An 18,369-nucleotide genomic window follows, 5' to 3' on the forward strand; every position below is an offset into this window, starting at 1 on the left:
TCGGCGCCGTCCGGCGCGTCCTGAGACGGGGCACCAACCTATATGCATCGGACGCCGAAACGGGCGAAATCGCATGCCCTCCAGACAGCGTCGGCTCCTCCTGGGAGCCATCGGTACGGCGATCGGTGGCAGTATCGCCGGCTGTCTCGGCGGTCCGTCCGCGGGCGGGTCGACGGACACCGGGACCGACGACGAACCGCTCTCCCTCCCTTCGGCAGTCACGCGCGGCGAACTGCCGGACGGCGAGGTTCGGCTGAAGGAGTCGGGAACGGTCAGCCTGCTGAACTTCTTCACGACGTGGTGCAAGCCGTGTCAGCGCGAGATGTCCGAGTTCCGGAAGCTCCGCGCGGCGTACGAGCCCGACCAACTGCATATGGTTTCGATCACGCCGGAGGTCGACGAGACGCTCGTCGAGGAGTTCTGGGCGGAGTACGAGGGGACGTGGCCCGTCGTCATCGACGGCGCGCTCGAAGCCACCGAGCGGTGGAACGCCAACGCGTACCCCACGAACCTCCTGTTCGACGCGGACGGGAAACCGGCGAGCGGCGACGACCCGGAGGTGCGGGCGCGCACGTTCGCGGAGTTCGACGGCCTCGTCGGGCCGCTAGTGGAGGAGTCCTGAATGCTCGGGGACGTGTCGGCGGCCCCGTTCGGGTTGGCGTTCTCCGCGGGAGCGGTAACGTTTTTCGCCCCCTGTGCCTTTCCCCTCCTGCCCGGCTACCTCTCGTATTTCCTGGGCGATACCGCGTCGCGGGCGGGCGCCGACGCGGCGTCGGGCGCGCTCGTCGGTCGGGTGCGTCGGCCACTCGTCCGGGCAGGGCTGATAAGCGTCGTCGTGAGCCTCGGCATCACGCTCGTCTACGTCGGGCTGGCCGGAACAACGGCCGCGCTCGGAGCGCGGGCACTCGCGGACATCGCGGTGCTCGAAGCCGTCGTCGGCGGCCTGTTTCTGATCGCCGGTGTCGCGATGGCCGTCGGCTGGCGGGGTCGCTCGCCCGTCCACGTCCGACTTCCGGAGCGGCGACGGTCGGTGGTCGGCTTTTTCGTCTTCGGCGTCCTGTACGCCGGGGCCGCCGCGGGCTGTACGGCGCCGCTGTTCGTCGCCGTCGTCGCGAAGGGACTGGCGTCGGCGCCGGCGGTCGGCGTCGGCATCGCCGTCGCGTACGCCCTCGGGATGAGCGCCGTGTTGACGGCGGTGACCGGACTCTCCGCGCTCGGCGGCACGTCGGTCGTGTCGGTCCTGCGCGAGCACACCGAGCGCATCTACCGCGTCTCGGGGGCCCTGCTCGCGGCGTCGGGGCTCGCGGAGATCTACTACTACTTCTACGGGTTCCCGGCGGTGATCCCGCGATGAGGGGGCCGGCCGTGCCGTTCGTCTGTCTGTTGGTGGTCGCCGCCGGCTGTGTCGCGCCGACGGGACAGTCGGGGCCGCCGCCGGGACTCTCGACCGACGACGTGACCGATACGAACGCGCTGATTCGGGCACACACGGACGCTCTCGACGACCAACCGTTCACCGTCCGATCGACCACGACGATGCGGCCACGGAGCGGGAACTACACCGTCGTCAGCAACCGGACGTGGCGCGTGGCTCCCGGCGATCCGATCCGTGGCACGGTGGTGAGTCGCCGGGACGCGGTGGGCGACCCACCGGAGCGCGTCGCCGCCGGCCCCGACAGCGTCGCCGCCTGGCGCGACGGGGCGACGACGTACCGACGCGTGCGCCGAAACGGGACGAGTGCCTACGGCCGGGTCCCCCTGTTCGACTCGCCGGTGAAACTGAACGCCGCGCTCCAGCGGACCCGCCTCTACCGGCTGAGCACCCGCCGGAACGCGACGGTCGAGCCGGTGTTACGGGACGGACGACGCCGCTACCGTGTGACCGCCGCGCTGAACGACACCGCCGTGGCCTCGAACGGGTCGCTGACGCTCCTGATCGATGCGGACGGCGTGGTCCGCAGGCTGGAGAGCGAACGGACCGTTCGGTACCGCGACGGGAAGCGCGACCTCTCGACGACCGTCCGCATCACCGGAGTCGGTACCACGACCGTGGAACACCCCGACTGGTACGGGGCAGCCACGGAGTCGGCGCGAAACGGCACCGCCGGCTGAGCGACGCCCGCCTCACTCCCCCTCGGCGCGCAGCCGCTCGACGATGGCGTCGGTGCGGTCCCGGTCGCCGAGGTCGGTCACCGTCGACCCCACGGCGACGGAACCGCCCTCGATCACGTCGGCACAGATCCCACCACGGCCGTCGCCGAGGGCTCTGGCGACGCCCGCCTCCTCGGCGAGTTCCTCGACGTGTGCGCAGGGCGGACGGGGACGGGTCCCGACGAGCGTCGCCTCGCCGAGTCGGAACCGGTGATCGAGGAGGTCGTGGACGTCGAGACCGGCGACGACGACGTTGCGCCGGTGGCGGCCGTCGGTCAGGTCGATACCCGCCTCGCGCTCGATTTCCGCGAGGGCCTCGCGGGCGACGAGCGTCACCTGACAGGTGTCGTAGGGGGAGTAGTACCCCTCGCCGGTGCAGTAGCGGTCGCCGCGCAGGCCGGCGTCGGCGACGGCCTCGACGCGGTCGACCGACGCCATGGGTTCGGAGCCTGCGGGCGCGACGAAGAGATCGGTGACGCGAGCCATACCCCATCTTGGCGGCCGTGACGCATAACCAGTGGGCTCATACTGTTTATTGTAAGTCATTACCGGTGGTTCGCCGAGACGGTCCGGCGAACCACCGGCAACCAGTTACAATAATCCGTATCAGAGCGTCCGCCCGACGAGGGTGACGAGCGGGACGAGGACGGCCAGGTACGCGGCCGCCGACACCGCCCACCCCCGTCGGATGGCGGGAACCCGACCGTCGGCGACCCGCGACCGGGGCAACACGACGACGGCGAAGAAGGCGACCATCAGGGCATAGAGCAGGCCGGCCGCGATCGCGGTGACGACGAGCGACGGGCCGAACAGGGCCGTGCCCGTCAGGGAGAGCCAGACGAAAAGCGGGCCGGTCAGGATGCCGGCGAGGTAGTGGACGACGGCGGCGAGACGACCGGGGGCATCGTCCGGCGGTCGGCCGGTCAGGACGCCGGCCGCGACGAACGGCGGCGTCTCCCCCTCCGGAAGGCGGGCCATCACCACGTCCATCACGAGCGTCGCGACCACGGCGGCGGCGACGCCGACCGGGAACAGCAACGATACGGCGGGCGACGCCGACGGCAGTGTCGACATGCGGGCCGTACGGACGCGACCGACTTCGACCTGACGGTGGTCGGGTGACGGCTGCCCGCCGATCACGAAGGTAATTTTTCCGATAGATAATGGGAAAGTACGCGGGATCGACCACGAACGAGCGCGAATGTCTCGGAAGTCGAAAACTAGCGTAAAGATCGTTATATAGGGATCTGTTCCGATTTTACGAATCCGTTGCCATCGTCGATGAGGGAATTGTCCGGATCGATCACGACATATCATATTGCAGAAAGTTTTATGGACATGTAGCTCATCGGACTAGTCGAGATGAGTGCCACCCACCTCGCCGCCGACGTGAGCGAGCGCGACCGACCGAACATCGACGTGCCCGAGACGCTCCGATCCGCGGAATCGAAACTCGTCTACGTGTTCCTCGCTGCCACCGACGGGGCGACGGTCGAAGAACTGCACGAAGCCCTAGACCTCCGGAAGATCACGCTCTTTCCGGTGTTGGACACGCTGGCCGAGCGGGACGCGATCAACCGCGACGGCGCACGGTACGTCCCGGCGGCGTAACGGCGTCGGCGGGGCTCCCGGCGGACTCGGCGTCGGGGCGGTCGATCCGCTCGTGGTGGCGGATCGGTTACCGTGGCAGGAATCGACCGTGAGAATCGGTGCCCGTGGCCAGCGGGCAGGTGATGTGGCATATCGCGAACCCAGGGTGAACGCCCACCGGGAGCGGATGGGCGTGTCGGCCATGGACGAGCTGATGGGTAGCATTCCCAGTCCGATCACCCTGAAGACTGACCGGCTCGTGTGGCGTTGACGATGCGGCGAGACCAGATCGTCGAATCGGTCACCAATCGCCCCTATTTGTTCGTATGTTCGATCACCTCTCGCATCAGGGTGCACGCATCGTTAGTATAAATGCGTTTGTTTGCATTTCCTTTGACTCATTTATCTGTATAATGAGGGGCGGGACGTCGCCGGTCAGGCGGACTCGATGGCCGCGGCCACCTCGGCTCGTTCGTCGTCGTCCAGCTCCGGACGCTCGTCGATCAGGGCGTGGATCGGGCGGCCGCCGTCGTCGGCGAACCGCGGGACGATGTGGACGTGGACGTGGGGGACCTCCTGCCCGGCCAGTTCACCGTTGTTGACGGCGACCGTCGTCGCCTCGGCGTCGACCGCCCGCTCCACGCGGCCGGTCAGGTCGTGGACCGCGGCGAAGACGTCGGTCGCGAGGTCCGCGGGGAGGTCGTCGAGGCGTTCGTGGTGTGCTTTGGGGATGACGAGCGTGTGCCCGCGGGCCAGCGGGTTGGCGTCGTGGAAGGCCACGACGGTGTCGTCCTCGTAGACGGTGTCGCTCGGAATCTCGCCGTCGACGATCGAACAGAAGATGCAGTCGGTCATGGGTGCGGATAGTGTGTCCACGCTAAAGAAACTACGCGGCGGCGGTCACCACGAGGCGCGACGCTGGAGGCCGGCGGTCAGGCCGAACAGGCCGAACCCGAGGCCGAAGAGCACGACGGCCGCGGCGAAGGTGAGCGCGGGTTGGCCGTTGGTCATCCCCTGAAGCAGGAGGACGCCGACCCCGGACTCGGCGACGAACCACTCGGCGACGACGACGGCGGCGAGGCTCCGCACGACCGAGAGTTTGACGCCGGCGAAGAGGGCGGGGACGGCGTGTCTGAACCGGACCGCGAGCCGACGCCGGGGGGCGGCGTCGACCAGGTCCAGCAGGTCGGCGTGTGCGGCGGGCATCCGCCGCAGTCCCGCGGCGGTGCCGACGGTGACCGGGAACACCGCCGCGATGGCGACGAGGACCACCGCCGCCTCGAAGGAGATGCGAACCCACACGAGCAGGAGGGGGACGAGCGCGAGGTCCGGGACCGCACGGAGGCCGATCAGCGACCCCTCGACGGTCGAGCGGGCCTCCGGGACCAGCGCGGTGGCGGTGCCGACGGCGAGTCCGACGGCCGCGCCCGCGCCCCACCCGACGCCGAACTTCGTCAGCGTGTCGACGCTCGTGGAGAGGAAGAGCGCGGGGAAGGCGGCGAGCGTGGCGGCCACGGCCGCGGGCGTCGGGAGGAGGGTCGTCGCCGCGGCGGCGACGTGCCAGCCACCGAGGAGGAGGAGGACGGACGCGACGGCGGCGGTGCCGCGGGCGGGGAGCGACGCGCTCCCGAGGACGCCGGTGGATTCGAGCAGGTCGGTCACGTCCGTGGCGTCGGCGTGGAGCCGGCGCTCGACGGCCGCCACCGCGACGAACAGCGCCACGCCGAACGCCGCGAGGACGAGGACGTACGCGAACAGGAGCGCGGTGTCGAAGCGCTTGGCCGTCGCGAGCAGTTGGTGTCCGATGCCACGCTCGGCGGCCAGGAACTCCGCGAGAATGACCCCCTGGATGGCGACCGGCGTAGCGAGTTTCAGCCCCGTCACGAACGTCGGGAGGGCGTTGGGGACGCGGACGTAGAGGACGCGTCGCCAGCGCGGGACGCCGACCGACCGGAGGAGGGTCAGTTGGCCCGCGGGTACCGACCGGAGGCCGTCGAGGGTCGCCACCGTCACCGGGAAGAAGGTGAGGAGGGCGGCGATGAGCGTCCGGGTCAGTAGCGTCGCGTCGAACAGGAGGATCAGGAGGGGGGCGAACACCACCACCGGGACGACCTGCACCCCGAGGAGGAGTGGCGTTCCGAGCAGTCGGATCGGACGGGAGACGGCGAGCGCGAGCGCGAGCAGGACGCCGACGCCGACCCCGAGGCCACCCCCGAGGATCACCTCGTAGCCCGTGTAGGCGACGTGGGGGGCCATCTCGGGGGCCCGACGGACGAGCGTCGCGGCCACCGTCGCGGGCGCCGGGAGCAACAGCGACGGCACGCCGACGACGACGGCGAGGGCGTGCCAGCAGAACAGGGCGGCGGCCGCGACCAGCAGCGCCGCCGACCGCCGCCCGAGGGCGGGTGCGCGCTCGGCGCCGGACAGCGAGCGCGTCCCACCCACGGGTCAGAACTCGTACTCCGCCGAGACCCGGTCGGCGTACGATCCGACGTAGGGGTCGTCGCCGTCGAGGTAGGCGTTGGTCCACGCGTCGTCGACGGCGACGTCCGCCGAGAGGAGGTCGGCCTCGGTCAGCGCGTCCGCGACGGTCCCCCAGGCCGTCGCGGACTGCCACCCCCAGCCGTGTTCCCGCACCGCGTCGGTCAGGATCAGGCGCTTCGCCGTGTGCTTGATCTTCGTCACGCCGAGGTCGTAGGAGGCCTCCAGTCGGGGCTGGGCGTCGACGAGGTGGTCCATCGCCCCCTCGGGGTTGTTCGACGCCCACGCCCACCCGCGGGCGGTGGCCCGGAGGTACGCCCGCAGGGTCTCGGGGTTCGACTCCACGAAGGCGGGGTTGGCGACGACCGACCGCCCGACGGTGGGGATGTGATCGGCGATCCACAGCATCGCGGAGTCGTGGCCGTCGCGGCCGAGCGAGATACCGTCGGGGAAGGCCCCGAGCGCGGCGTTGGCGTCGCCGGACAGCACCGAGGAGGTCAGCCCGCCCCACCCCACTTCGAGGAAGGACACCTCGCCGAGGACGCCCGCCCCCTTCAGGATGGCCTTCAGCAGCGCGAGGTTCGAGGCCGCCGGCGGGACGGCGACCGTCTTGCCCGCGAGCGACGCGGGCCCGTCGAGCTGTCCGCCGAAGGCCTCGGCGGTGGTGTAGACCACGCTGTTCGGACCCTGCTGGGCGGCGGCGTAGGCCTGGAGCGCCACGCCCTCGTCGCGGGTGCCGAGCGTCGCCGCGGCACTCGTCAGCCCCAGCGGATACTTCTCCAGGCCGACCTGTTTCGCCGTCGAGGCGCCGCCCTTCCCGGAGACGATGTCGACGCTCAGGCCCTCGGCCTCGTAGAACCCCCGCTCCCGGGCGACGAAGTGCCCGGCGTGGGTGGCGTTGGCCTTCCAGTCCAGGAGCAACTGGACCGAGGACCGCTCCGGCGTCGGCGTCGCCGCCGTCGTCGGTTCGGCCCCGCTGTCGCCGGCCGTCCCGCCGAGACAGCCGGCGACACCGACCGCGAACGTGGCGCCGAGCGCACCGAGCACGCGTCGTCGTGAGGGTGTCGTCGTCATGGTTGGATCTCCGACCGGCACCGAGGCCGGCCGATTCGTTCGGTGTCCGGTAGTTCGACGGTTGATTTAAAAATGTTTCGCGGGATGGTTTATACGTGGCGGGCGTCGACGAGGGCGGGACACCGGCGACAGTCCGGGTCGAGGACGAGGGCGTCGTCGGGGGTCGGGACGTCGGGGGCCGGCCATCGCCTACAGGGCGTCCGCGAGGGCCGGCGCCACGGAGACGGCGGTCACGTCGCGTTCGATGGTGTCGGTGGCGTAGATGGCCTCGACGCCGGCGCGTTCGAGTTTCGTCCGCGCCGCCCGCGCGAGCAGGGGGTGGACGCAGGCGACGTACACCGCGGCCGCCGCCCGGTCGTCGAGGACGGCGATGGACTCGCTCATGGTCGTCCCCGTGGCGACGATGTCGTCGACGACGACCACGTCCCGCCCCTCGACGGCGGCGTCGCCCGGCGTGATCTCGACCTCCGTTCCCGAGTGACGCACCTTGTCGAAGTAGTCGACGGCGCCGCGGCCGTAGGCGTCGCGCACCGACTCGGCGAGGGAGACGGCGCCCGCGTCGGGCGAGAGGAAAAGCGGGTCGGTCAGCCCCCCGGGCAGAGGGGTCGCCAGCCGCGACGCGGCCCGCACCACGTCGCAGGGCACGTCGAAGCAGTCGGTCACCGACGCCTCGTGGGGGTCGACGAGGACGACCCGGTCGGTCCCCGTCGATATCGCGCGGGCGACGGCCCGGGCCGACACGGGTTGCCCGGGTTCGAACGCACGCTCCTGTCGCCCGTAGCCCATGTAGGGGAGGACCGTCACCACCTCCTCGACGCCCGCCTCGCGGACGGCGTCCTGTAACTGCAGGAGTTCGACGTGTGCGGCGTCGGTGGTCGTCGCGGCGACGACGACGGCCCGGTCGGCGTCGGCGGGGACCTCGACCGACGCCATCCGTTCGCCGTCGGGGAACCGCTCGTAGCGGACCGCGGCCAGCGGCTCCCCCGTCTCCGCGGCTAGGGCCGCACCCAGCGCCTGTGACTCGGAACCCGGAACGATCATACGGGGGGGTCGACGGCCGGGCCGAAAACCGTTTCCGTTAGGCCTGCACCGCCAGCCGCGAGACGCCGGTCACACCCAGCGTCCGCGTCCGCCAGCCGTCGCCCGCGTCCGCCAGCAACGTCCCGTCGGTGGTCACCGCCACCGTCGCCGCCTCGGTGAACCCCACGTCGACGATCCGGTCGGTCGCAGGCGTCTCGACGGCCGACCACGCCGCGACGTCCTCGCGGACGAGGAGGCCGGCGTCGCCGACGGCCGCGGCCCGGTCCCCGTCGGCGCCCACCGCCGCGAACGCGCCGTCGCGTTCGTCCATCCAGCCGTTGCCCAGTCGGTAGAGGCCGTCACCGGTCGCCGCGAACGGCAGGTCCCGGCCGTGGACGTCGCGGACGTCGGCGAGGCCGACCGGCCGCAGGCCGTCGTCGACGACCCGGTGGACGCCGTCGGCCGCGGCGATCATCCCCGCGTCGACCGCGCGGGGGTCGTCGACGGTCCCCAGCCGCGTCCAGCCGTCGTCGAGGCGGGCGACCCGGCCGTCGGGGGCCGCCGCCAGCGGCGCCCCCTCGCGGTCGAAGCCGACGGCGACGGCGGTCCCGAAGTCGGTGGCTTCGTAGCTCCCCACGAGGACGTCCCCGTCGGTGGCGAGGACGCGGCGGTCGCCGGTCGCGGCCACGTCCCGGACGGCCGCCCGGTGGTCGAGGCCGAACTCGCCGACGAGGTCGGCCGAGAGCGAGGCGACGACCAGTCCCTGTTCGGCGGCGACCAGTATCTCGGTGGCGCCCGTCCGGTCCGCGTAGACCCGCTTCTCGTCGATGGTGACGTCGTGGCTCATACCCCACCTCCGTGGGGAGCGGTGAAAAACGGTGGTGGGCCGTCGTCGGCCATCGACTACGCGTCCGCCGCCGTCTCGACCGCCCGCGACCGAACGTGTTCGAGGAAGTTGTCGAACAGCCGCTTGGTCCGACAGGCCGCGGCGTAGGCGTCGGCGTCGATGCCGTCGACGACCGCCTCGATGCGAGCCTCGGGGAGGTCCTTCCCACGGGTGACCGTCTCGGCGCTCGATCGGTCGTACTCGGGGTGGAACTGCACGCCCCAGCAGTCGCCGCGCCGGAACGCCTGGATCCCCCGGTCGTTCTCCGCGAGGACGGTCCCGCCGGGGGGGAGGTCGGCCACGCGGTCGGAGTGGGTCTCGAAGGCGACGAAGGGCGAGTCGATCCCCGCGAGCAGGGGATCGGCGTCGACGACGTCGATCTCCCGGTAACCGATCTCGACGTCGTCCATCGCCTCGACGCGGCCGCCGAGGGCCGCCGCGAGCGCCTGGTGCCCGTAACAGACCCCGAGGACCGGCAGACCGCGGTCGACCGCCCGTTCGATCCAGGTGAGCAGGTCGTCGATCCAGGACTCGTCCCAGTAGACCGAGGCCCGCGACCCGGTGACGACCACGCCGTCGTAGTCGAAGTTCGGCGGCAGGTCGCCGACAGTCACGTCGAACTCGGCGAGGTCGGCGTCTAGCTCCCGCCGGAAGTTGCGGCGGGTGTGGTCGGCGCCGTGGGAGGCGTCCAGAAGGGCGAGACGGGGGCGCTGCATACGCACGGTGAGGCCGCCGAGACGGTTGGCTCTTACGCCCCGAGGAAGCCGAACAGTCGATCGTTGACCGCGCGGGAGCGCTCGATCCCGATCAGGTGGCCACCGTCGAGGCCGACGAACTCCCCCCGTGGCAGCTCGCGAGCGAGGCGTCGGCCGCACTCGACCGGCCAGACGGCGTCGTCGCGGCCGTGGATCACGAGCGACGGGACGTCGACCTCGTACAGCCGATCCGAGACGTCGAACGCCTCGACGGCGGCGGCCTGTGCCGCCCACGCCTCGGGGGTGGCGTCCTCGGCGGCGCGCCACTCGACGACCTGTTCGACGACGTCCGGATGGGCGTCGAGGAAGTCCCGCGAGAGGGCGGCCGCGAGCGACGCCTCCAGGGCGTCGGGATCGGACGGGTCGCCGTACAGCGGATCGAGGGTCAGGTCGGCGCCGACGGGGGCGGTGCCGAGGAGGGCGAGCGACCGCGGGCGCGAGGAGAGGCGCGCGAGTTCGAGCGCGACCATTCCCCCGAGGCCGGCGCCGACGACGTGGATCCGCCGACTGCCGTGCGCTTCGAGGACGGCCTGGACGTCGGCGACGAAGTCGTCGACGGTGTAGGGACCGGGCGGAGCGTCGGAGCGGCCGGTACCGCGGAGATCGGTCACTACCGTCTCGAAGGGGCCGGTCAGGCCCGCGTGTTGCCACCCCCACTGCCAGGCGCCGTAGCCCGCGTCGCCGAGGAGCAGGACCGTCCCCCGGTCCGGATCACCGTCGACCTCGTAGTACAGGGACACGGAGCCGTTGGACGCGGTGGACATGGGCGACCGTAGACGGGCGAACCACTTGAGGCGTTCCCGTCGGGCCGCGCCGGGTGACTATCGGGAGACGCGAGCGAAGAGCAACGACAGGCCGAGCGCGATGGCCGCGACCCCGACGGCGAGCAAGCCGCCGCTCAGCGCCAGCGACGGGACGTCGACGGGGTTCGCTCCGGTCACGAGCGCGACCGGCGACACCTGCCGAAGGAGCGAACTGCTGGGAACCGAGACGCCGACGAGCGCCACGATACCCGCAAGGAGCAGTCCGTACACCGACAGCGCGGACGGACTCGGGAGCCACGACGACTTCACGCGACGAGGTGCCGCGTCTTCGTACATCAAGGCTCGCCCCCGATCCTCAGGAGTGATACTCGGCGGCGTGACGACGGAGTCAGGCGTTTCGGATCGCCCGCAGGACGTCGGGAGCGTCGTCGAGGGCGTCGTCGAGGGCGTCGACGTCGGGGCCGCCGCCCTGTGCGAAGTCGGGCGGGCCGCCGCCGCCGCCGCCGACGCGACCCGCCAGACGGCCCACGACCTCGCCGGCGTTGAGGTCGACGTCGTCGGGGACGCCGACGACGAACTGGGCGCTGCCGCCCGCGGCGCTTCCGAGGACCGCCACCGCGCCCTCGTCGACGATGGCGTTCGCGGTCGCACGCAACTCGTCGGCGTCGGCGTCCATCCGCCGAATCACGGCCGAGACGTCGCCGACCTCGACGGCGTCGGGATCGGCCGCCGCCGCGCGCACCTCCGCGAGTTCCTCCTTCAGGCGGTCGATCTGCTTACCCCGTTCCTTCCACTCCTCGAAGAAGCGCTCGGCCGTCTCGGGGACGTCCTCGGGATCGACGTCGAGGGTGTCGGCGGCGGTGTAGAGGGCGTCCTCGGTGCGCTGGGTCGCCTCGATGGCGGCCTCGCCGGCCGCGAAGACGAGGCGTTCGACCCCGTCCTGGATCGGCTCGGTTCCGAGGATCTTGATCGCGCCGATGTCGCCCGTCCGGGAGACGTGGGTGCCCGCACACGCCTGCACGTCGTCGTCGACGTGGATGAGGCGGATCTGCCGTCCCGGGGGGACGCCGCCCTGGTACAGGTCGAAGCCGTGTTCGGCCTCCGCCTCGTGTCGGTCCGGCCACTCCTGGGTGACCGACAGGTTGTCCGTCACGACCTTGTTGGCGACGCGTTCGATCTCCTTTACCTCCTCGCGGGAGAGCCGCCGAAAGTGGCGGATGTCGAGCCGTGCACGGTCGGTCCCCTTCTGTGCGCCCGCCTGCCGGACGTGATCGCCGAGCACCTGCCGGGCGGCGTGGCCGACGACGTGGGTCGCCGTGTGGTGTCGCATCAGGCTGAACCGGCGGTCGGCGTCGATCCGGCCGCGGACGAACTCCCCCTTGCCGGGGTCGTCGGCCGTCCGGTGGAGGACGACGCCGTCGCGGCGCCGGACGTCCGTCACCTCGACGGTCGTCTCGTCGGTCGAGAGCGTCCCGGTGTCGGCCGGCTGTCCCCCGCCCTCGGGGTAGAACATCGTCTGGTCGAGGACGACGTCGTAGCCGTCCTCGCGCTCGAACACGTCGAGGACGACCGCCTCGAACTCGATCCGCTCCTGGTCGTCGTAGAAGAGCCGCTCTGTCTCCGGAAGGTCGGCCAGCCGCTCGTCGCGGTCGGTGACCGACTCGGTGTCGCCGCCGCCCTCGTGCCGGGCGGCGACCAGCCCGTAGAAGTCGTCGGGCACGTCGACCGCGGCGCCGTACTCGTCGGCGATGTCGGCGACCATGTCGGGCTGGATACCGTGGGAGTCGTACAGCTCGATCAGCGTCCCCCGGGGGATCGGCTCGTCGCGTTCGGCGTACTCCTCGGCGATACTCTCGACCTTGCGACGGCCGCGTTCGAGCGTTTCCCGGTACTTTCGCTCCTCCGTCCGTACCATGTCGCGGACGGTGTCGCGGTTGGTGTAGCCCAGGCGCTCGGCCTGCATGTCGACGAGTTCGTCGAGCGGCGCGTCGATGTCGAGCCCGTCGACGAGGCGTTTGGTCCGCCGGAGCACCATCCGTGCGAGATAACCCGTGCCGACGTTCGACGGGACGATGCCGTCGCCGAGCATGTACGCGAGCGTCCGGCAGTGGTCGGCGATGGCGTAGACGTCCTCCAGGGGTTCGAGGAGGGCGGTCAACTCCGCGGCGTCGACGCCGAGTTCGTCGGCCACCTCGGCCCGGGCGGAGGCCAGGTCGTCGATCTCGTCGACGTCGAGGTAGCCCGAGAGGCGGGCGGCCTCCTGGATCAGCGCCCGCTCCTCCTCGGAGTGGTCGATCCCCGCGTGGTCGGTCAGGAAGTCGATCATCTCGGGGTAGACCGCCTCGTAGACCGTCGGCGTCCCCTGGCTCATCCAGGTCCACCGCTCCAGCCCGTAGCCCGTGTCGACGATGTAGGTGTCCATCGGGCTGTAGCGGTTGCCGTCTTTCATCTCGTACTCGCCGTCGGGGTCCTGCTCCATCGACATGAAGACGAGCGTGGCGAGTTCGAGGCCGCGATAGATCACCTCGAAAGCGGGGCCGGCGTTGCCGCCGCCGACCCACGGGTCCTCGATGTAGACGATGTCCGCGAGGTCGACGCCCATCGACTCGAAGAAGCGGTCGCAGTACTCGACGGTCTCGTCCTTCCAGTACACCTCGCCCTCGTAGGCGTACTCGCCGTCGGCGTCGTCGCGGACGTTGAACGCGTGGTGGGCCATCATCTCGAAGGCCATGGTGTGCCGGCCGGTCTTGCCCACGTTGTCGATGTCCTGCATCCGGATGCAGGGCTGGGAGATGGTGAGTGGGTTGGCCGGCGGCGGCGTCTCGCCGGACGTCACCAGCGGCTGGAAGTCGTAGATGGAGGCCTGGGTCAGGAGGACGTCGTCGCGCCAGCGGTTCGCCGCGACCGGGTAGGGCTCGATGCGCTCGTGGCCGTTGTCCTCGAAAAAGGAGAGGAAGGTCTCGCGCATCTCCTCGAGGGTGTACGCCTCGTCGAATCCGGGATCACCGATGAAGGCGTAGTCGTCGCAGGGGGGCTCGCCGCAGGTCTCGCGGTCCACCCGCGCCCAGAAGTGTACGCCACACGAGGCACACTCCTGTCGAGTGAACCCCTCCTCCTCGAAGTACTCGAGGCGGTAGGCGTCTTCGAGTTCGCTCATTACCACCACGTTGGCCCGTCTCCGCCTAAAACAGTTCCGGGAACGGCCCTCACGCCCCGTGACGGGGGCACACGGCATTCGACCGGCTCACTCCGACTCCAGTGCCAGCGCCGCCAGCATCGCCTCCAACTGCACCCGCTCGTTGGCCCCCTCGGTGATGCGGTAGTCGGCCTCGCCCAGGCGCTCCATCAACTGGACGGTTCGGCGGTCGTCGAGGTCGAAGTCCCACGCCGACCGGTGGAGTTGGTCGATGACGTCGCCGCCGGCCATGCCGGAGTCGACGAGCAGCGTCTCCAGCGTCGAACGGGCGCGGGGGAAGTCGCCCTCGATGGCGGCCTCGACCATCGACTCGATCTCCTCGGGGCGGGCGGTACCGGTGACGGTGTAGACGGCCTCCTCGTCGACGACGTCGCCGGTCGTCGCCGCCGCCTGCAACGTGTTGATCGCCCGTCGCATGTCGCCGCCGGCGGCGTAGACGATGGCGTCGAGGCCGTCCTCGGTCGTCTCGATGCCCTCCGCGTCGGCGATCTCGCGGACCTGCGCCGCGATGGCGTCGTCGGACAGCGGCGAGAACCGGAAGACCGCACACCGGGACTGGATCGGGTCGATGATCCGACTGGAGTAGTTACACGAGAGGATAAAGCGGGTGTTGTCCGCGAACTGCTCCATCGTCCGGCGGAGCGCCGACTGGGCGTCGGAGGTGTTGTGTGTCAGAATCCCGTTGGCGAGCATGAAGTTCGGCGTTCCCTCCATACTGATGTTGTAGGCCTTGCCCCGGTGGCTGTGTTCGATGCGACTGATCTCTACGGTGTCGACCGTCCGGAGGCCGCCATCCGAGAGTACTGCAGGATCGAACTCCGACCGCTCGTAGTGTTCGTGGTGGGGGAGTTCCGAGTCGCCGACAACGACGAACGTGTATTCGTCGCCGTAGGTGTCGAGGAATTCCGTTACTTTCTCCGTCTGTCCCCACAGTTCGGCAACGCCCTTGACCTCGATTACCGTATCGTCGACCAGGAAGTCCGGGTGAAACACGGAATCGGACAGTTCGAACGCGGGCTCGTACTCGTAGTCGATGTTCGCGTCCTGCAACGCCTTAGCGACCTCGTACTCCCAGTCGGAGCGGACGAGGTGACCGAGTTCGTCGCTGTGTCTGACGTTGCCGCCAGTCGGTTCGTGTCCCTGTAGTGCGTCCGAGACTTTCTGTGCGATCTCGGGGTCGCGCATGGGGTTGTCGTCGCCGCTGATATCACGGACCGGATAATCCGTACTCTCGACGCTCTTTTCGATGATCGCCGCTCGCTCGTCGTCGCCGAGGCCCTCCCACCACTCGGCAGAGGCCGACCCGATATCCTCTTTCACCCGTTCGGGATCGGCATCGACGACCCACTCCTCCCACGGCGTTCCGGACCGCATCTCGCTGATCGTTTCGCGGACGCGCTCGACCGTCCGCTCGTCCATTTCCCAGACGTGGACGCCGTGGAACTCGCCACCGTAGTTCGGGTTGTTTTCGCCCGCGAACCTCCCGTCAGAGAGTTTCTCGACGATCTTCCGGCGTCGTTCGTCCGACCACGTCGTCCCGTGCATCGGGTTCCGTTCGCCGCTCATATCCCGGCTGTGCCCTTCGTCCTTGCAGTCGACGGAGCAGAAGCGTCCGGCGGTCCACGCATCACAGATCTCACACCGCGACACGCCGATGTCGTCTTTGAAATCCGCGATCTCGTCCCCCGGGGACAGTTCGTGCAACTCCCTCTCGACGAGTTTCCCGTCCTCGTCGATCACGAAGAACGGGTGGCTCGGACTCGCCAGAACGGACCGGCCATCCGCCAGTTCGATCTCGAAGAAGTCCGCAACGCCCGAATCGACGAGTTTCCCGCTGTCGGACTGTATCTCGTTCGTCTCGAAGTCGACCGACGGGATCGGCTCACCGTCGTCGCTCACTTCTTCTATCGGCTTCACTTCGGGGTTTGACGGATAGCCGGTGACCACCTCTGTCCCCGGCGGTACGCACAGAGAGTCGGCCTCGTCGAGGAAGATGATCCGGTAGTCGAAACCGCCGAACGAGGAGCGGGCGAAGTTCTTGATCCGGTCGCGCACGACGTCGATGCCGCGCTGGTCGGAGGCGTTGAGTTCGAGGAAGTTGCCCCGCCAGTCGTCGGCGTACACCTCACGGGCGATGGCCGTGGCGCAGGTGGTGTTGTGCATCACCGACGGCACGCCGCCGGCGACGTAGTTGCGGGTTCCGGGGACGGCGAGGTCGTAGACCCGACGTGCTTCGTCGACCGGTTCGACCGATTCGACCTCGTCGAAGTAGAGGTCGGCATCGGTGAGCGTGTGTAGCGTCGTGAGCGCGTCGAGGACCGCCGCGGACGGGAGTCCGGACGCGATGGACCGGATGCGATCGGCGATGGTTCGGAACCGCGTCAGCGATCCGAGGTCGTTGCCGCCGTCGAGGAGGCTCTGGACGTCCGTCCCGTGCATGTCCGTCCCGTCCGCGACGTGCTCGTATGGAATCTCCAGCGTCTCGATGGCGTCCCGAAGCGTCGCTCGAACGTGCTCGACGTCGACGTCGACGCCGTCTTCGTGAAGCCGATCGAGCAGTTCGATCGTTCGGTCGCTGCCGGGCGTGCGGCGGCCGTCCGCGTACTCCAGCAGTCGGTCGGATCCGACGCCGACCCGTTCGGCGAGGGTTCGTCGCGTCTCGATCGGTTCCAAGTCGTCGCGCGTGCCGACCCCCGTCGCGGGGATCGATGCAACGGCATCGAGATCTGCGGCGAGTTCGTCGATCCGTTCGAGCGTCCGCTGCGCGTCGTCGAGGCGCGCCGTCGCCGCATCCACGAGGGCGTCGACGCAGTCGAGATACCGCTCGCGACCGGGGGATTCGGGATTCAGACTGTCGGGGATGTAGTCGCCTTTCGTCAGGTAGAGCCGCTCACAGAGCGTATCGGCGGCGGCCTGTGTCGGCACCGTATCGTCGTTCGGATCCGGATCGCGGGCGGCGTTGGTTTCGAGCCGATCCGCCTTCTCGTCGATGCTGAACCCGACGCGGTCGGCGAATCGCTCGAGATGTCGGGCACTGGAGACGTACAGCGTGTGGTACGCCCGCTCGGTTCCCGAGCCGTTCGTCGGCGCCTTCCGCTCGCGCTTGCGTCGACTCGGGATGCCGAATCCCGAGAGCAAGTACGAGAGAAGGGTGATGAGGTGTTCGTCCTTCTGTGTCAACTCGATAATCCCGTGTTCGGTAACGTGCGCCTCGGCGTCGAAGACGGCACGGAGGAACGCCGTCCGACTCGCCTCGTCGGCGCGGACGAGCGTGGAACCGATGCCGGCCGTCCCGCCGTCGACGTCGAAACAGGCTGCGAGGAAGTGTGTCAGCGTCCGCGTGTGAAGCTCGCGGTACGGAACGCCGTCCTGTGTTCCCCGTCGCGGTTGGAGACCGAACACCGACTCGGCGGCGGTCTCGAACCGGTCGAGTAGCCCGTCGTCCGTATTGTAGAACTTCACCCGACCGCCATCGATCCGGGCCTCGCTCACGGCAAGCCCCACGAACGACGCCAGCGTCGGCGTGAGTTCCCACGGTGGCGTGATCGGCTCGGAACGCTGGTTGTTCCGGGTGACGTACTGGACGGCCGTAACGTGCGTGCGTAGTTCGTCGCGGGCGACGTCGAGACCACGGAGGGACGACAGCGAACAGACGGTACTCGGTTCGTCCAAGTCCACGTCGAGGTTTCGGCGGTAGGACTGGACGGTCTTTGTCGTCGTGCCGGCGGCGTCCGCGATAGTGGCGTCCGACTCCCCACGTCGGAAGCCAGCGACCACGCGTTTCTTCTTGCCGACGTAGTTCTCCTCGGCCGGGATGTCGTGGTCGGCGGCGAACGACTCGGTGACGTGGACGACGGTTCGGTCACCGTCCATCGCACCCATCCAGTCGAGGCGACCGTCGCCCTCGGGAAGCGGCGTTCGACGGGGCCGAACGACGCGGATCCCGGCAGTGAGGTCGCCGGCACGTACCCACTCCAGTCCGTCGTGAGCCACGGTCAGGAGTCTGTGTTCCGGCGTCACGGTCAAATCGTTTCCATCCCGCGTCGTGACACGGACGAGGTCGTCCGTCGTCTTTCCGAAGACGTGCGACGGTGTCGTGAACTCGAACGACCCGTCGTCGCGGAACGTCAGCACTTCCAACCCCGCGTCCGGGTCGTCGAACCCCTCTACCCCACCGACGGCGTCACCGATTCGCTCGACGCCGCGGTTCGTCAGGACCGGGGTATCGCCCGTCACGCACTTTCCGACGCCGGCCGGCCCCGAGAACAGCAGGTGCGGCAGGTCGTCGCGCTCGATGTAGCTCTGTAGTCGGTCGACGATGTCGCCCTGTCCTTTCACCTCGTCGAGGGTCTGGGGGCGGTACTTCTCGATCCAGATCTCCCGGCCCGCCGACGACCCCTCGGAATCGCTCATGTCCTATCGAGGGGTCGGTCGGCACATAAACCGAGCGGA

The 18,369-nt window shown here is 69.6% G+C and carries 16 protein-coding genes; 4 read left to right on the plus strand and 12 right to left on the minus strand.

The window, feature by feature from the left end; genetic code table 11:
- The first annotated feature begins 73 nt into the window (after positions 1 to 73).
- From NO364_RS14865 to NO364_RS14875, 3 genes are read left to right on the plus strand one after another with little or no spacing between them, the layout of a single operon-like run.
- Complete coding sequence (locus NO364_RS14865) at positions 74 to 622, plus strand: TlpA family protein disulfide reductase (RefSeq protein ID WP_157690133.1); 549 nt, start codon at positions 74 to 76, stop codon at positions 620 to 622.
- Entirely contained in the window at positions 623 to 1,354 is a 732-nt protein-coding gene (locus NO364_RS14870; protein ID WP_157690132.1) for a cytochrome c biogenesis CcdA family protein, read from the plus strand.
- Positions 1,351 to 2,112 carry a DUF7537 family lipoprotein gene (locus NO364_RS14875; RefSeq protein WP_257627925.1) on the plus strand — a complete coding sequence of 254 codons (762 nt, stop codon included), beginning with the start codon at positions 1,351 to 1,353 and terminating at the stop codon, positions 2,110 to 2,112. Before NO364_RS14870 ends, NO364_RS14875 begins: the two co-directional genes overlap by 4 nt.
- A 12-nt stretch (positions 2,113 to 2,124) precedes the next feature.
- Here the strand turns inward: NO364_RS14875 and NO364_RS14880 are convergent, their stop codons facing one another.
- Entirely contained in the window at positions 2,125 to 2,637 is a 513-nt protein-coding gene (locus tag NO364_RS14880) for an MOSC domain-containing protein (protein WP_257627926.1), read from the minus strand.
- A gap of 120 nt (positions 2,638 to 2,757) precedes the next feature.
- Positions 2,758 to 3,225, minus strand: a complete 468-nt coding sequence (locus NO364_RS14885) for a hypothetical protein (protein ID WP_257627927.1) — start codon at positions 3,223 to 3,225, stop codon at positions 2,758 to 2,760.
- 288 nt (positions 3,226 to 3,513) lie between these two features.
- On the opposite strand from NO364_RS14885, the gene NO364_RS14890 reads away from it, so the two are divergent.
- Positions 3,514 to 3,762 carry a TrmB family transcriptional regulator gene (locus tag NO364_RS14890; protein ID WP_257627928.1) on the plus strand — a complete coding sequence of 83 codons (249 nt, stop codon included), beginning with the start codon at positions 3,514 to 3,516 and terminating at the stop codon, positions 3,760 to 3,762.
- A gap of 414 nt (positions 3,763 to 4,176) precedes the next feature.
- Here NO364_RS14890 and NO364_RS14895 read toward each other — a convergent pair whose 3' ends face one another.
- From NO364_RS14895 to NO364_RS18415, 10 genes are all read right to left on the minus strand, one after another.
- Positions 4,177 to 4,596, minus strand: coding sequence for an HIT family protein (locus NO364_RS14895; protein ID WP_257627929.1), 420 nt, complete (start codon positions 4,594 to 4,596; stop codon positions 4,177 to 4,179).
- A 45-nt stretch (positions 4,597 to 4,641) separates the two neighbouring features.
- Positions 4,642 to 6,186 (minus strand): ABC transporter permease, encoded by a 1,545-nt coding sequence (locus NO364_RS14900; RefSeq protein ID WP_157690126.1) that lies wholly within the window; start codon positions 6,184 to 6,186, stop codon positions 4,642 to 4,644.
- Positions 6,187 to 6,189: 3 nt separating this feature from the next.
- The gene (locus NO364_RS14905) at positions 6,190 to 7,296 is read right to left on the minus strand and encodes an ABC transporter substrate-binding protein (RefSeq protein WP_257627930.1); all 1,107 of its coding nucleotides are present in this window, start codon (positions 7,294 to 7,296) and stop codon (positions 6,190 to 6,192) included.
- A gap of 189 nt (positions 7,297 to 7,485) precedes the next feature.
- Entirely contained in the window at positions 7,486 to 8,337 is an 852-nt protein-coding gene (gene prs, locus NO364_RS14910) for a ribose-phosphate diphosphokinase (protein ID WP_157690124.1), read from the minus strand.
- A 37-nt stretch (positions 8,338 to 8,374) separates the two neighbouring features.
- Positions 8,375 to 9,163, minus strand: a complete 789-nt coding sequence (locus NO364_RS14915; RefSeq protein WP_257627931.1) for an HVO_0234 family beta-propeller protein — start codon at positions 9,161 to 9,163, stop codon at positions 8,375 to 8,377.
- 56 nt (positions 9,164 to 9,219) lie between these two features.
- Positions 9,220 to 9,918 (minus strand): type 1 glutamine amidotransferase, encoded by a 699-nt coding sequence (locus NO364_RS14920; RefSeq protein WP_257627932.1) that lies wholly within the window; start codon positions 9,916 to 9,918, stop codon positions 9,220 to 9,222.
- A gap of 32 nt (positions 9,919 to 9,950) precedes the next feature.
- Positions 9,951 to 10,721, minus strand: coding sequence for an alpha/beta fold hydrolase (locus tag NO364_RS14925; protein ID WP_257627933.1), 771 nt, complete (start codon positions 10,719 to 10,721; stop codon positions 9,951 to 9,953).
- 57 nt (positions 10,722 to 10,778) lie between these two features.
- Positions 10,779 to 11,057, minus strand: coding sequence for a hypothetical protein (locus NO364_RS14930; protein ID WP_157690120.1), 279 nt, complete (start codon positions 11,055 to 11,057; stop codon positions 10,779 to 10,781).
- Between the two features lie 52 nt (positions 11,058 to 11,109).
- Positions 11,110 to 13,878 carry an alanine--tRNA ligase gene (gene alaS, locus NO364_RS14935; RefSeq protein WP_257627934.1) on the minus strand — a complete coding sequence of 923 codons (2,769 nt, stop codon included), beginning with the start codon at positions 13,876 to 13,878 and terminating at the stop codon, positions 11,110 to 11,112.
- A gap of 87 nt (positions 13,879 to 13,965) precedes the next feature.
- The gene (locus tag NO364_RS18415) at positions 13,966 to 18,330 is read right to left on the minus strand and encodes an LAGLIDADG family homing endonuclease (RefSeq protein WP_420191798.1); all 4,365 of its coding nucleotides are present in this window, start codon (positions 18,328 to 18,330) and stop codon (positions 13,966 to 13,968) included.
- Positions 18,331 to 18,369 lie beyond the last annotated feature (39 nt).

The sequence above is a fragment of the Haloplanus salinarum genome (genome assembly GCF_024498175.1).
In the GTDB taxonomy this organism is placed as follows: Archaea; Halobacteriota; Halobacteria; order Halobacteriales; family Haloferacaceae; genus Haloplanus; species Haloplanus salinarum.